Below are 14,701 nucleotides of genomic sequence, written 5' to 3' on the forward strand. Positions count from 1 at the left end.
CTCACAAAACCCCTTCCACTAAATCGAGTAGTGCTCCTAACTCAGCACGTTTTTCTTCAATTTCAGGTGTTTGATCTGCAACTTCAATGGACTTTAACACACGTTGCCAATTTTCTTTTTCACGTAACCATTTTTCAATAAATGCTGGTGATTTTCGCTGCATTAATTTTGGTCCAAATAAAATTTCTGATTCCGTTAACGCCATTGGACCTCTTTGTAATACAAGAATTTCGTAAATTTTTTCATCTTCCTCTAATATCTCTTCGTCGAGAATAGCCCAATTATGTGCTAAAGCCCACTCACGAATCACTTTAGCATGAATATTCGGTTGTAAAACAAGTCGTGTTACCCCTTGCAGTTTTTCTGGATGCTTTTCTAAAATTGATACAATAAGAGGTCCACCCATCCCCGCAATCGTAACCGTATCTACGTGATCATCTGCTTCTACTGCCGCTAAACCACTTGCAAGTCGTACCGTAATTTTTTCTGTTAAACCTTCTTTTTTCACTTGTCCAACTGCTGATTCAAAAGGTCCTTTCACAACTTCCCCTGCTATCGCATAAGAAGCAATGCCTTTATGAATTAAGTAGCATGGTAAATATGCATGGTCACTGCCAATATCAGCTACAACTGCACCTGAGGGAACAAATTTTGCTACTGTTTCTAATCGCTTTGATAATTTTTGTGCGTTCATTTTTTACCGCCTACCTTATATAGAGTCCATTATTAGTATGTATGATGTCGTGAAAAAAAACAAATGGAGTTGCCTCAAATTTTGAGCAACTCCATTTTCCATTAAATAATGAAGATAAATAAATTATAGCTGTACCAATAACGATTAAACGCTTTCAGTACAGCTACTTTTATCAATTATGCCTCAGCATAATTGCGTCTGGAATCGGTTTTGTGCTTGCACAAAACCGATTCCATGACATCCGCCGGAGGCTTTTACTTCTTTCATCGGATGTTTAGACATCCGATGAAAGAAGTTAAATTATTTTAGAGTTGAAATGTATTCAGCGATTGCTTTTGCTTCCGCTTCGTTTTTCATTCCAGGTGTCATTGGTGTACCTTCGATACCGTTCGTTAAAACGTCTACGATACGAGCCTCATCTACTTCATGTAGGTTTGGACCCACAGCACCAGTTAAGTCAGCAGCGTGACAGCCAATACAAGATTGTACTAAAGCTGAACCGTCATCAGTAGCTTCTGTCTTTTCGCCACCGCCTTCTTTTTCAGCAGCAATTTCTTTTTTGTTCTCTGCACCTGTTAAAGACATGAAGAAAATAAGACCAATACCAAATGCCAGAATTAAGATGTAAGGAACGACTGGATTGTTTTTCATATGTTTTCCCTCCTCATTGTAAATCTACTTCTATTATAATATAGAATCAGTCAACACCTAATATTGTACTTCATTAACCATGAAACGAAAAGCCCTATTCGCTAAGTTTTCCTTTGTTTGTAACAATTTCGACATTTCTGTATCTATTGGATAAAATATGTCTTGTTTTCTCCAATATTTGGACTATCTATTACCTTTTAGCAATTTGAAACTAGCTTTTCACACGCAGTTATCTTTCCATTCTTTACGCTTTCGTATACCATGAAAATCAAAAATTTCTTATAACCCTATTTGCAAACAATTAATTAGCTAAAAAAGTTATCCTAATATCTTAAATCTGTATTTTCAAAAGCCAATTCTGTGAATAGTTTCCCCCAAAAAAACATACTACTTTTGCCGAAAAACAAATATTGTTGATACAAAAAAGAATCTGTAAGCTATTTGAAAGCAAACAGATTCCTGATAGACAAAATGAGTTCTTAAGATAAGTTTATGATATAGTAGCCAATCAGTGCTAGTAATCCTAGAACACCTGAGACCGTGAAATAAAATAACTTCATTTTTATACCTGACCAAAGCCAAACCCCACAATTTGTTGCAATCAAGCAAAACAATGCAATATTATCTCCATTAAAATATGTAGTGTAAATTCGAATAGTCATACTGAACAATAAAACCGCAGCTAATAAATGAAAAATAGGCGCTAATAAATCATTTCTCCGTGCCACTCGAAATGCTGTAATAAATAATGTTAGTGCGGCTATTCCAATGATTACCGTTAAAATTAACATTAAAGAGGTTATTGTAAAATACATAAACAGAAGAGCAATCATAGCGGTACATATACCTACAATTAAAAATACCAATTTTCTCTTTTCAGAAGGTAATATAGCTTGCTTATGATGCACTGGGTTCAACTCTTCAAGATCAGCTCCTTCTGCGTAAAGAGTCGCTAAAAAATCACAGTAGTGCTCTGGTAATAGCTTATTCTGCTTCCAAAACAATATCTCATTTAAGATTATTTTTTTTCGAGGATTTGTCATAGTAGTTACTCCAAACATTGCTTGATAATGGTTGTTATTACAATTTTATCTCAAAATCTTCAAAAACACATCTGTATAAAGTAGCAAAAATAGCAAAATTGTCTCATTCTAATTACTCTATAGAAGTATTTTCGAAACTATATTTATTAAAGTTGATGTAAGTAATTAGTCATTTCTCTTCCGGGGTATTCTCTCGGGGCGCGGGTATTTGCCCATCTTTCGCGGGTGTTCCCTTCCCGGGCGCGGGTATTCTCCCTACTATCGCGGATATTTGCTCTTCTTCCGCGGATATTCTCTCCACAATCGCGGATATTTGCTCCTCCTCCTCGGATATTTCCCCCGGACTCGCGGATATTAGAAAAGCCTAAAAAGGGCTACCTGATTAGTCATTACTAATCCAGATAGCCCAACTTGATTTATTCTATTCTAAGAAGTCTTTTAAACGTTTGCTGCGAGAAGGGTGGCGTAGCTTTCTAAGCGCCTTCGCTTCAATTTGGCGGATACGTTCACGTGTTACACCAAATACTTTCCCTACTTCTTCTAATGTACGTGTGCGACCATCATCTAAACCAAAACGTAGGCGAAGGACATTTTCTTCACGGTCAGTTAATGTATCTAACACGTCTTCTAATTGTTCTTTTAACAATTCATATGCTGCATGGTCAGATGGAGATTGAGCTTCAGAATCCTCGATAAAGTCTCCTAAATGTGAATCATCTTCTTCTCCAATTGGTGTTTCAAGAGATACTGGTTCTTGTGCAATTTTTAAAATTTCACGTACTTTTTCTGGTGTTAAATCCATTTCTTCACCAATTTCTTCTGGAGATGGCTCGCGGCCTAAGTCCTGTAATAATTGGCGCTGTACACGAATTAATTTATTAATGGTTTCAACCATATGCACCGGAATACGGATTGTACGTGCTTGGTCCGCAATTGCACGTGTAATTGCTTGGCGAATCCACCATGTTGCATAAGTGGAAAATTTAAAGCCTTTACGGTAGTCAAATTTCTCAACAGCCTTGATAAGCCCCATATTCCCCTCTTGAATTAAATCAAGGAATAGCATCCCACGACCAACATATCGCTTCGCAATCGATACAACAAGACGTAAATTTGCTTCTGCTAGACGTTTACGAGCTTCCTCGTCACCTTGCTCAATACGTTCCGCTAATGCGATTTCTTGGTTGGCAGAAAGTAAATCAACTCGACCAATTTCTTTTAAATACATGCGTACAGGGTCATTTATTTTTACACCTGGTGGTACACTCAGATCATTTAAATCGAACGTCTCTTCGCTTGCTTCTTCTTTCATTAAGCTCTCTTCTTCAAATTCTTCTTTTCCGATGATTTGAATGTCTTTATTCTTTTCAAGATCCTCAGCAAAGTGGAAAATCTCTTCATTCTCCAATTCATAAGGCGCTAATTTCTCTGAAATTTCTTTCATCGAAATTTCACCTTCTGTTTTTGCTTTTTCTTGTAGTATTTTTTTTGCTTCATCTAATGTAATTTCAACTTCTACCTCTTTTGAACGTTCTGACTTGTCCGCCATAAACCTTCCTCCTTCTAAACAACCGAATCGGGTTAAATCGCCGATAACGATTTTCTTAAATGAATAATCTGTTGGGCGATTTCAAGTGCACGCGCATACTCATGCATCTTCTCCGCTTCCTTTGACTCATGCATCTTTTGTTGAATTTCTTGCTCAATTCTATATTTTTGCAGCTGTCGTGTTGAGTCTGTGACCTCCGCCTCTGCTTGGTCGGGATCCCGCTCTGCTAAAGCCGCTTCCATAACAATCTTTCGTAATTCCGAGTCATCTAATACCTCAACAAAACGCTGATAATCAGGATGACCATATTCCTCATAAAATCCTACTAAGCGAACAAAAACTGCCATATAGGCATCTCGTACAAACGGCTCTTTTTGCTCACTACGTAATACCCTGTCCACTACATCTATATTATGAAGCATATGAGCCAGTAATAAACGTTCGGCACGTTCAGCTGCGTCCATAGGCTTATGTTGTTGAGTGACTGGCATCGAAGGCGTCTGAACAGGCATTTCTACTTTTGCAGAACGCACCTGATTTGCCTCTAGCTTTCGGAATTGAGCATAAATCGCTTCTTCCGAGATATTGGTTTCATTCGATAGCTGTCTTATATACAAATCTCGTTCAACCGGTGACGATCTACCTACCAGTTGTTCAAGAACCTCTTGAATATATTGAAGCGTATCATTTTCAAACTGAAAGTTCTTATTTCGTCTAGCATGCATCATCATAAAAGCAATATACGCATGAGGGTTTTCCAAAATTTGTTCTTTAAATGCTTGTCCACCTAAACTACGAATGTATTCATCAGGATCTAGCTTATCTGGTAACACCGCAATATTGACTTTCATACGTTCTGTTTGAAGTAATTGTGCCGCTCTTTTTGCCGCATCAAAACCAGCATTATCACCGTCGTAGCAAATCGTAATCTGCTCTACTAAGCGCTTTAGCTTCGTGATATGCTGATTCGTAAGCGAAGTACCCATTGTTGCTACGGCATTCGTTACACCAACAGAAGTTGCTGCTAAAACATCCATAAAACCTTCCATCAATACTACTTGACGATTTTTTCTAATTGAGGTTCGTGCTTTATCTAGGTTATATAGCACTTCACTCTTTTGAAATATTGGTGATTCTGGACTATTTAAATATTTTGCCTCTTCACCAGTTGAAGAAAGGATTCGTCCTGAGAATGCAATAATCTTACCGTTCTCATCACGAATAGGAAACATAATACGCCCTCTAAAACGGTCAAAATAGCGTTCTTCCCCTTCGCGCTTGATGATTAAACCACTTTCTGCGATTTCTTGTAAGTTATAACCTTTTCTTTCAAGCAATATTGTTAATGCATCAAAGCTTGGAAGAGACCATCCAATGCTATTAGATTCTATAAGTTCCCTTGTAAATCCTCTTTCTAGCAAATAATTTAAAGGTTCTTCACCATCTTCCGTATTTAACAGTAAATGATGAAAAAAATCTGCTGCAAAAGCGTGTGCTTCTTTCATCCTTTCTTCTGCTTTAGATACCTTTTTCGTTACTTCAGGTAAACTAGGCCCAACATCTAATTCTATGCCAACACGTTCACCAAGTTTCACAACTGCGTCAGGAAAAGAAACACCTTCTATATCCATGACAAAAGTAATAGCGTTACCACCTGCACCACAACCAAAGCAATGAAAAATTTGTTTGTCTGTTGACACAGAAAAAGATGGCGTTTGCTCTCCATGAAATGGACAGAGACCAAACCAATTACGTCCACGCTTTGTAAGCTGCATATATTCGCTTATGACATCAACAATATCCGATTGTGTACGAATCTGTTCAATCACTTCTTCTGGAATTTTCCCTGCCAAATCATCACCATCTTTAAATTACGTTCTAAAACACAATTCGCTATCCGATTTAAAAATCCTTTATTTCTCGACAAAAAAATAGGATTTTTCTCTTTAGAAATATTTTTACCACAATTTTATTATTATAAAACAAAAATTAGTTTTTATCTATACTATTTTCAAAACCTACTCAAAAAAACCGCCTCTTACAACCGAGGTGGTTTATCGAAATTCGTTTCTTATTTACAGGTCGAGATATGCTCTATAATGACATTTGCTGTTTCTTCTACAGCCTTATTTGTCACATCAATAACTTTACAACCAATTTTACCGACAATTTTTTCAAAATGCTGAATTTCTTCTAATATACGCTTATGTTGCGCGTAGATAGCATCATCATTCAATCCAAGAGTCATTAATCTTTCTTTTCTAATTGAGTTTAATTTATCAGGAGAAATAATTAAACCAAAACATTTTTTTGGATCAATCTTAAATAGTTCTTCAGGTGGCTCCACTTCTGGTACTAAAGGGACATTCGCCACCTTATAGCGTTTATGTGCTAAGTATTGTGATAATGGTGTTTTAGAGGTACGTGAAACACCAACAAGTACAATATCAGCCTGCAATAGACCACGTGGATCTCTTCCATCATCATATTTTACTGCAAACTCAATAGCCTCAATTTTTTTAAAGTAATCATCATCTAGCTTATGAACGATTCCTGGTGCTTCTAATGGGATCTCTTCCATAAATGTTGCCATTGTTTTTAAAGCAGGTCCTAAAATATCGATTGCATATACTTTTTCTTGTTCACACAGTTCATGTAATAACGATCGCATCTCCTGTCGAACAAGCGTGTACACAATAAATGCCTGCTGTTTCGCTGCAAGGCAAACAATTTTTCGGATGAGCTCCTCTGACTGAATATGAGGAAAACGCCGAATCACCGTGTTTTCCAAACCAGGTCGAAACTGGCTAATAACTGCTTTCGCTACTTGATCACCAGTTTCACCGACTGAATCAGATATAACAAAAACACGTAGTCTTTTCATGCTGTTCTCCTTCAAATATTTAGACATTCTGTACAAGCGATAAGAAAGCTCGTGTAATCGTCGTTTTTGTAAGACGACCGACGATTGTCAATCCGCCTTCCTGCGTCTCTACTACTGGTAACGAATCAACTTCTCGTTCAATTAGTTTATTCGCTGCGACAACTAAAGAATCTGATCTCTCACAATACGAAATATTTGGCATGCGTGTCATAATGATATGTACAGGGATTTTATTTAAATCCTGAGTACCAATACTTGTACGTAGTAAATCCTTGCGAGAAAGTACTCCTGTCAAAAACTCATTCTTATCCACGACAAAGAGTGTTCCAACATCCTCAGAAAACATGAAGCAAATCGCATCATATACAGTCATTGTTTCTGGTACTACAACCGGTCCCGAATGAAAATCTTTCACCTTTAAATTGTTAATACTATCCGTCAATGTAACGGATGTTTTTTTACCTGAATAGAAATAGCCAACACGAGGTCTAGCATCTAAAAAGCCTGCCATTGTGAGTATAGCTAAATCTGGTCTTAAAGTCGCTCTTGTCAGACTAAGACGTTCTGCAATATGTTCGCCTGTGATTGGGCCGTTTTCTTTCACAATTTGTAAAATGTCTTCCTGACGTTTATTGAGTTCGATTGGACTCACCGCCTCAAATCTAATAGTGTTATACTTATGCTCAATTATTATATACTATTTTAATAATTATTGCGAAGAAAAGAACTACATGCTACAATATTGACACATACGCTTGCTCTAAATGTATTTTCGAGCGATTTGCGTTATACAGGCGATGATAGGAAAAGAGTATCTGTTCCATTTTAAAGCGAGTAGAAGATGGTGAAAGTCTACATAGTAACAGAGAAAAGGCACTCCTTGAGCTAACTTTTTGAAAAGAGGTTTTAAACATCACGTTTAAAACAATCAGGGTGGAACCGCGGGTTATAGCACTCGTCCCTGGGCATTTAATGTGCCCGGAGACGGGTGCTATTTTTAATTTAGTTCTTACTAAATTGAAAATATCTTTGGCGAATTTGTCGATCAGTTTTATAAATTCGCTAAAACAAAATTACTGTTCACTCTGTGAAAACTATGAAGGAGGCTATTTTTTATGGCTAACAAATCAATGGAAACAATCGTATCATTAGCGAAGCATCGCGGCTTTGTCTTCCCTGGTTCTGAAATCTACGGAGGCTTAGCAAACACATGGGATTACGGTCCACTAGGTGTTGAATTAAAAAACAATGTTAAAAAAGCATGGTGGCAAAAATTTGTTCAAGAGTCGGAGCACAACGTTGGGCTAGACGCCGCAATTTTAATGAATCCAAAAGCTTGGGTGGCTTCTGGTCACGTTGGTAACTTTAATGACCCAATGATTGATTGTAAGGCATGTAAAGCGCGCCATCGTGCTGATAAAATCATCGAAGACGCTGCACTAGCAAAAGGCGATGAAATTATTGTCGATGGTATGACATTTGACCAAATGAAAGAAACGATGGTTAAGTATGACGTAGTATGCCCAGATTGCGGTAAGGCTGATTTCACAGATATCCGTCAATTCAATTTAATGTTCAAGACATTCCAAGGTGTAACAGAATCTTCTACTAACGAAATTTATTTACGCCCAGAAACAGCACAAGGTATCTTCGTAAACTTTAAAAACGTTCAACGTTCTATGCGTAAACGTACACCATTTGGTATTGCACAAATTGGTAAATCATTCCGTAATGAAATTACACCAGGTAACTTCACATTCCGCACACGTGAATTCGAACAAATGGAGCTTGAGTTTTTCTGCAAGCCAGGTGAAGATCTTGAATGGCACGCATACTGGAGAGAATTTTGTAAAAACTGGTTGTTAAACTTAGGCATGAAAGAAGAGTCTATGCGTCTTCGCGATCATGAAGAAGATGAATTGTCTCACTACTCAAATGCTACAACTGATATCGAATTTAAATTCCCATTCGGCTGGGGCGAACTTTGGGGCGTAGCGGATCGTACAGATTACGATCTAAAACAACATATGGAGCATTCTGGTGAAGATTTTACTTACATCGACCCAGTTACAAACGAACGCTATGTTCCATATTGTATCGAGCCTTCTTTAGGTGCAGACCGTGTAACATTAGCATTCCTATGCGATGCTTATGATGAAGAAGAGCTTGAAGGCGATGATAAGCGTACAGTTTTACGCTTCCACCCTGCTCTAGCACCATTTAAAGCTGCAGTCTTACCACTTTCTAAAAAGCTTTCGGATGAAGCGACTAATGTTTGGGCAGAGCTTCGCAAAGCATTCCCAGTTGACTTTGACGAGTCACAATCAATCGGTAAACGTTATCGTCGACAAGATGAAATCGGAACACCATTCTGTATTACTTACGACTTCGACTCACAAGAAGATGGTCAAGTAACAGTGCGTCATCGCGATTCAATGTCTCAAGTTCGTATGCCAATTACAGATGTTAAAGCATACATTGAAAAACACCTTCAATTCTAATTTAAGACGTATATAAAGAAGGAGTCGCATAATCAGCGACTCCTTTTTATATGCATGACGCTCAGCTTTCAATACTTTTGCTCCAAGCGACTCAATGGATACCCAGTCGAAACAGAGATCAACTCCACATTACAGTTATAGCCATTTTTTTACATACATTCAATAGTTTTTCAGGATAAAATTCCCTCTATTATCCCCTTCATCATTTTGATATAAATAAAGTATTATAGTTAATCTTTAAATAACAACAATTCACTACAATCCCAATCTATTAAGATTCAATCTCCCGGGATCAATACTAAAAGCTTGTACATATGAAGCAGAGGGAGACGAGTACTCCTGTTTTTGAGACACTACAGGCGTGAATTATGCATGACAAGGATGCTTAGACCATACCCGCAGAGAGCGCCCTCCTGCAATAAAAAGTGCAGGCAAGTACATATTTTGGTGAAGAGTCATCATCCTGAAGATTGAAATTGTGGGAGGACTCTAGCAAAAGGCAACACTATAAAATATTTTGATTACTTTGGAGGAAATAATTTGAAGACTAATCGTTTTTATCAAATCGCAATGGCCTCGGCATTAGCAACAAGTGCTATTGTCATTACACCCTCGGCACATGCTGCATCGGTATTCCCCGATGTAAATGCGTCAACAGAGGAAGGCAAGGCTATTATTAACTTAGCCGAACGTGGCATTATTTCAGGCTACCCAGATGGCACATTTAAACCCGCGAACCCAATTACTCGTACACAAGCGGCAAAAATTTTGGCCGGTATTTTAAAGCTCGATACGGTTCATGTGAAAAATCCTAATTTTAAGGATGTAAAACCTGGCGATGAGAATTATGGTGCAATCGCAGCCTTAGCAAATGCAGGCATTATTAGTGGCTCAAATGGCTATTTCAACCCAACAAAAAATATTACTCGTGGACAAATGTCAAAAATGATTGTGAAAGGCTTTAATTTAACGATTACAAACGATATTGACATTCCTTTCAACGATGTTAAAGCGGGCAGTGAATACGAACCATATATAAAAACACTATTTGCCAACAGCATAACAAAAGGTACAACCCCTACTACCTTTGGACCTCAAAGCAATGTAAAGCGCTCGCAATTAGCGTCTTTCGTTGTACGCGCAGAAAATGTTCAAGGCAATGTTACTGTTTACGCTAGTCAATTCAATCAGGACTATATCTTTGCTTCATATGGCGGTATTAACCCAGCTGAAGATATTTTCACATGGGACGAAGAAGAAGATATGACGGAATCTATCACCTTTAAACCATTAAAAGAAGGCACAGGAAAATTAGTGATTTCGGGCTTTAACGAAGAAACTGAAGAATTTACGGATATCTTTTATGTAGTTCATGTGAAAAATGTAGATGGAAAGCTACAAACAACACTTCAAGAAGTGAATGAAGCGGATCACGTAGAAGACTTACCGCTCAACTTATTGGAAACTGATTTGAAATTTATCCCTACAGAGGTTAGTATTCAAACAGCAGATGGTCAAGCCCTATCTCCTGAATTATTTAGTTTTAAATCAACTAATAATACAGCTACACTTTCTATCTATAAAAACGGGCAATATATGCTGACATTCTCCAATGGTACACAACAACAAATGATGGCTGCAGATGTCGATACGTATGATTTCGTGCGCAGTATTGATATGTATCAGATTACAGATGAGTTAGCGTTTTCTAGTGATGATCTATCGTTCGAGCCAACAAGTGTTGCTTTAGAAAAGTTAAATTATGAGCCAGCGACTGTGAAAGCTTCGATAAAGGAAAACAAAGTAAATGTTACACCACTAGCAGAAGGCACTTCTATTTTACATATTACAGGTAAAAATGGTGAAACTGCTTATTTATATATTGAATTTCTAAAAATCGCTAATAAATGGGCTACTTATTACGAATTCATGGATGATCAAGAAGAAATTTAAAGTAAAATGCCAGAAGATCAATATTATTGGTCTTCTGGCGTTTTTTCTTGATCGGCACTTGTTCTTAGGTTTAATTCGGGCGTTCTTTCAAGCTGCTCGATAAATTTTTTAGTCTTAAAACGAATTCCTGTTTGCTCCTCATAAATTGTTGAAATTATTTTTTTTATAAAATACTTTGTTTCTTTTTTTAATTCTAATTTCCCAATCTGGTCAATCGGTACAGTATAAAACATTCGAATAAGCTTAAGCTGGGTCGGTGTTAATCGAATGATATAAGGATCATGATGATAGCAGCGATGACATAAAAAGCCTCCCTGTGCAAAGGAGAATGCAAATTCACCATCAACGGAACCACAAGCAGCACACGTATGTAAGATAGGCTGCACACCTGTATAGGGTAGCATTTTCCATTCTACGAATAATGTAATAGCCTCAGGGTCATAGCCTTCCTCAATTGCTTGTAATGCTTGTAGGAGCACATCGAATGCAAATGGCTCAGCTTTTCCTTCTTCTACTACACGCTCGACAAGTTCCATTATATAACTTGCATATGCCGTTGCCATTATATCCTCACGAATATGGCGCATTGAATTAAGATGCTCACCTTGTTGCATTGTCCCCATACCCGTATGATGCTGCACCATAAACATGCCATACGTAAATGGCTGTGTCACAGATGCTAACCTACTAGAAGGCTTCTTGGCACCTCGAGCCATCGTGGCAACCTTCCCGGCTTCTCTTGTTAGTAATGTGACAATTTTATTTGATTCTCCATAGGCACGTACCTTTAGAACAATCCCTTCCCATTTATAAAGCAATAGCCCTCCTCCTTTCTACAAGCTTCGCATGAAAATAGAGCTCTCCAAAAGACTTTTGGACAGCTCCATTCAAATTTTAGACATACATAGTAATGCCGTGGAATTATTTCACAATTTCACAACAGGATCTATTAATATTCATCATCACGGAAACCGAAGTCGCGTAAATGTGTTGATTTATTTCGCCAATCCTTCTGCACTTTTACCCAAAGTTCTAAATACACTTTTGAACCAAGAAGCATTTCAATATCTTTTCGTGCACGTATCCCCACTTCTTTTAATAGCGCCCCGCGTTTACCAATTACAATCCCTTTTTGAGAATCTCTTTCCACCATAATTGTCGCTGCTACACGAATTTTACCTTCATTTTCTTCATCTCGGCGAATTTTATCAATGACAACAGCGATGGAATGTGGGATTTCTTCACGCGTTAAATGTAACACTTTTTCACGAATCAACTCTGAAATAATAAATCGCTCAGGATGATCCGTTACCTGGTCTGCTGGATAATATTGCGGACCTTCCGGTAAGTATTTCGTTACTGTCTCCAATAAATTTTCTACGTTATTCCCTTGTAAAGCTGAAATAGGCACTATTTCCGCAAAATCATAACGCTCTTTGTAGCTTTCAATGATCCCGATTAATTCGTCAGGATGAATTTGGTCGATTTTATTGATGACAAGGAATACAGGGGTTGGATTACCCGCCAACATTTCAAGGATGAATTCGTCACCCTTTCCAAGCTTCTGCTCTGCATTGACCATGAACATAATAATATCCACTTCACGCAATGTATTTTTGGAAACCTTGAGCATAAAATCCCCTAGCTTATGTTTCGGCTTGTGGATTCCTGGTGTATCAATAAAAATCATTTGGCTATCATTTGTTGTAAGTACACCTTGTACTTTATTTCGTGTTGTTTGTGGTTTATCACTCATAATCGCGATTTTCTGACCAATGACACGGTTTAAAAATGTTGATTTCCCTACATTCGGTCGACCGATTATGGAGATAAAGCCTGACTTGTAGCCATTGTTAGTTTCCAGCATTCTCTAAATCCTCCGTTGTAAATGCAAACGGTAGTAATTCGCCTACAGACGTTACCGTGACATCACCTTTTAAATTTGTTAAATATACAGGCATTGATGGCGCACAAAATTCCATCATCACTTGACGACAAGCTCCGCATGGCGCACAAGGTCCTTCCGTATCAGCTACAATAGCAATTGCCTCAAAGTCATAAATACCTTCTGACACAGCCTTGAAAAATGCTGTACGTTCTGCACAATTGGTCATACTATAGCCAGCATTTTCAATATTACAGCCATGAATAACCTCGCCATTTTTCGTTAAAAGCGCCGCACCGACTTTAAATTTTGAATAAGGTACATAAGCCTTTTCACGCGCTTTTTTTGATTCTTCTAGTAATGCATGCATTTCAATTGTCATTAATGTTCACCTCTAAATAATAAATAGCTCATCACCATAATGTGGGTTGATTTCCGTTCCAGCTGTGCGTTTCCTTGGGGCGTCCGATGAGCCTCTTGGGCCAAAAGGATGTTGGTCACGAAGGCTTTATCACAGGACGTGATGCTCTTAGCCTTCGTTCCTCTATCGCTAATCCCCAAGGAGTCGCCTAGCCTCCACGCCTATCAACTTATATAAATGGTATACATTTTAACAAATGTCATACCAAACTTTTGGTGATGAGTCTAAGACATCATAAATTCTCTAGCACAATTGCTACTACTTCATGACCGATTAATATTTTTAGTAATGTCAAAACCATTTCGGTATAAAGATGAGTAATCCGATTATAGCACTGAATATCGCAAATACAAGCACTGCGCCCGCTGCAAGATCTTTCGCCTGCTTAGCGAGTGGGTGCTTTTTTGGTGAAGCTAGATCCACTACTCGTTCAATAGCAGTATTAACTATTTCAAGTGCAAACATTAGTGCTATTAATATTAGCACTATATACCATTCCACACGTGATAAACCTGTAAAATAGCCAGCAATTAAAACAATTCCTGCACTTAGCAAGTGAGACTTAAAGTTTTGCTCTTTACAGGCTGTAACGATACCTTCAAAGGCATAACCAAAAGACCGGATATATTTGCGAACATTCATTTAATCTCGCCCTAAGCCAAAAGATTGTAAAATTTCATCCTGCTTACCGAACATAACCTTTTCATCTTCTGGTACCATATGATCGTAACCAAGTAGATGTAAAAAACCATGCACCGCTAAAAAACCTAATTCTCGTTCAAAAGTATGGCCGTATTCATCCGCTTGTTCTTTCGTGCGATCCGTTGAAATAATAATATCGCCTAAAATGCGGGGCATTCCTTCGAATGTTACTTCCATTTCTCCCTCGCCTAATTCCTCCAAGGCAAACGAGATAACATCTGTAGGTTGGTCCTTATCACGATATTCTCGGTTTATTTCTTGAATCGCTTCATTTGTCACAAACGTCACTGACACTTCTGTTTCCGGCTCAATATTCTCTACTTTCGCAGCATGCTGTAAAAGCTTTTCAACAAGCTCCATATGCTCTGCAGCTACTTCATTTGTTTCATCTGTAAAATCAATTGTTAAAATCATAGAT

At 37.9% G+C, this 14,701-nt stretch carries 15 protein-coding genes; 2 read left to right on the forward strand and 13 right to left on the reverse strand.

Annotation, left to right across the window (positions count from 1 at the left end; genetic code table 11):
• Window position 1 precedes the first annotated feature (1 nt).
• The 7 genes from ACVWXS_RS19325 to ACVWXS_RS19355 all read right to left on the reverse strand — a co-directional run bounded on the left by ACVWXS_RS19325 (window position 2) and on the right by ACVWXS_RS19355 (window position 7,473).
• On the reverse strand, window positions 2-694 hold the full coding sequence (locus ACVWXS_RS19325; protein ID WP_368635944.1) for a tRNA (adenine(22)-N(1))-methyltransferase: 693 nt from the start codon (window positions 692-694) through the stop codon (window positions 2-4).
• A 300-nt stretch (window positions 695-994) separates the two neighbouring features.
• On the reverse strand, window positions 995-1,345 hold the full coding sequence (locus tag ACVWXS_RS19330; RefSeq protein ID WP_374965914.1) for a c-type cytochrome: 351 nt from the start codon (window positions 1,343-1,345) through the stop codon (window positions 995-997).
• Window positions 1,346-1,824: 479 nt separating this feature from the next.
• Window positions 1,825-2,388 (reverse strand): hypothetical protein, encoded by a 564-nt coding sequence (locus tag ACVWXS_RS19335; protein ID WP_456959728.1) that lies wholly within the window; start codon window positions 2,386-2,388, stop codon window positions 1,825-1,827.
• 421 nt (window positions 2,389-2,809) lie between these two features.
• The gene (rpoD, locus tag ACVWXS_RS19340; RefSeq protein ID WP_068983600.1) at window positions 2,810-3,937 is read right to left on the reverse strand and encodes an RNA polymerase sigma factor RpoD; all 1,128 of its coding nucleotides are present in this window, start codon (window positions 3,935-3,937) and stop codon (window positions 2,810-2,812) included.
• 32 nt (window positions 3,938-3,969) lie between these two features.
• Window positions 3,970-5,790 carry a DNA primase gene (dnaG, locus tag ACVWXS_RS19345; RefSeq protein WP_374965912.1) on the reverse strand — a complete coding sequence of 607 codons (1,821 nt, stop codon included), beginning with the start codon at window positions 5,788-5,790 and terminating at the stop codon, window positions 3,970-3,972.
• 218 nt (window positions 5,791-6,008) lie between these two features.
• Window positions 6,009-6,821: a pyruvate, water dikinase regulatory protein gene (locus ACVWXS_RS19350; protein WP_368635940.1), complete on the reverse strand. Its 813-nt coding sequence runs from the start codon at window positions 6,819-6,821 to the stop codon at window positions 6,009-6,011.
• Window positions 6,822-6,840: 19 nt separating this feature from the next.
• Complete coding sequence (locus ACVWXS_RS19355; RefSeq protein WP_368635939.1) at window positions 6,841-7,473, reverse strand: helix-turn-helix transcriptional regulator; 633 nt, start codon at window positions 7,471-7,473, stop codon at window positions 6,841-6,843.
• A gap of 463 nt (window positions 7,474-7,936) precedes the next feature.
• On the opposite strand from ACVWXS_RS19355, the gene ACVWXS_RS19360 reads away from it, so the two are divergent.
• Together ACVWXS_RS19360 and ACVWXS_RS19365 are read left to right on the forward strand one after the other, a co-directional pair.
• Entirely contained in the window at window positions 7,937-9,322 is a 1,386-nt protein-coding gene (locus ACVWXS_RS19360; protein WP_374965911.1) for a glycine--tRNA ligase, read from the forward strand.
• A 540-nt stretch (window positions 9,323-9,862) separates the two neighbouring features.
• On the forward strand, window positions 9,863-11,275 hold the full coding sequence (locus ACVWXS_RS19365; protein WP_456959732.1) for an S-layer homology domain-containing protein: 1,413 nt from the start codon (window positions 9,863-9,865) through the stop codon (window positions 11,273-11,275).
• A gap of 23 nt (window positions 11,276-11,298) precedes the next feature.
• On the opposite strand, the gene recO is transcribed toward ACVWXS_RS19365, so the two are convergent.
• The 6 genes from recO to ybeY all read right to left on the reverse strand — a co-directional run bounded on the left by recO (window position 11,299) and on the right by ybeY (window position 14,697).
• A complete protein-coding gene (recO, locus tag ACVWXS_RS19370; protein WP_368635936.1) occupies window positions 11,299-12,093 on the reverse strand; it encodes a DNA repair protein RecO in 795 nt (264 codons plus the stop codon).
• Between the two features lie 131 nt (window positions 12,094-12,224).
• Window positions 12,225-13,142: a GTPase Era gene (gene era, locus ACVWXS_RS19375; protein ID WP_374965909.1), complete on the reverse strand. Its 918-nt coding sequence runs from the start codon at window positions 13,140-13,142 to the stop codon at window positions 12,225-12,227.
• Entirely contained in the window at window positions 13,129-13,542 is a 414-nt protein-coding gene (locus ACVWXS_RS19380) for a cytidine deaminase (RefSeq protein WP_374965908.1), read from the reverse strand. Before ACVWXS_RS19380 ends, era begins: the two co-directional genes overlap by 14 nt.
• The gene (locus ACVWXS_RS19385) at window positions 13,542-13,721 is read right to left on the reverse strand and encodes a hypothetical protein (protein WP_456959733.1); all 180 of its coding nucleotides are present in this window, start codon (window positions 13,719-13,721) and stop codon (window positions 13,542-13,544) included. The genes ACVWXS_RS19380 and ACVWXS_RS19385 overlap by 1 nt, the downstream gene beginning before the upstream one ends.
• Window positions 13,722-13,872: 151 nt before the next feature.
• Entirely contained in the window at window positions 13,873-14,223 is a 351-nt protein-coding gene (locus tag ACVWXS_RS19390) for a diacylglycerol kinase family protein (RefSeq protein ID WP_374965907.1), read from the reverse strand.
• Entirely contained in the window at window positions 14,224-14,697 is a 474-nt protein-coding gene (gene ybeY, locus ACVWXS_RS19395; RefSeq protein WP_068983609.1) for an rRNA maturation RNase YbeY, read from the reverse strand. It abuts the gene before it with no gap.
• Between the last annotated feature and the right edge of the window lie 4 nt (window positions 14,698-14,701).

The organism is Lysinibacillus sp. TE18511 (assembly GCF_054062295.1).

Coding starts and splice junctions, on each gene's coding strand:
- ACVWXS_RS19325 (WP_368635944.1), bottom strand. CDS start 694: ATGAACGCACAAAAATTATCAAAGCGATTAGAAACAGTAGCAAAATTT.
- ACVWXS_RS19330 (WP_374965914.1), bottom strand. CDS start 1,345: ATGAAAAACAATCCAGTCGTTCCTTACATCTTAATTCTGGCATTTGGT.
- ACVWXS_RS19335 (WP_456959728.1), bottom strand. CDS start 2,388: ATGACAAATCCTCGAAAAAAAATAATCTTAAATGAGATATTGTTTTGG.
- rpoD (WP_068983600.1), bottom strand. CDS start 3,937: ATGGCGGACAAGTCAGAACGTTCAAAAGAGGTAGAAGTTGAAATTACA.
- ACVWXS_RS19350 (WP_368635940.1), bottom strand. CDS start 6,821: ATGAAAAGACTACGTGTTTTTGTTATATCTGATTCAGTCGGTGAAACT.
- ACVWXS_RS19360 (WP_374965911.1), top strand. CDS start 7,937: ATGGCTAACAAATCAATGGAAACAATCGTATCATTAGCGAAGCATCGC.
- era (WP_374965909.1), bottom strand. CDS start 13,142: ATGCTGGAAACTAACAATGGCTACAAGTCAGGCTTTATCTCCATAATC.
- ACVWXS_RS19380 (WP_374965908.1), bottom strand. CDS start 13,542: ATGACAATTGAAATGCATGCATTACTAGAAGAATCAAAAAAAGCGCGT.
- ACVWXS_RS19390 (WP_374965907.1), bottom strand. CDS start 14,223: ATGAATGTTCGCAAATATATCCGGTCTTTTGGTTATGCCTTTGAAGGT.
- ybeY (WP_068983609.1), bottom strand. CDS start 14,697: ATGATTTTAACAATTGATTTTACAGATGAAACAAATGAAGTAGCTGCA.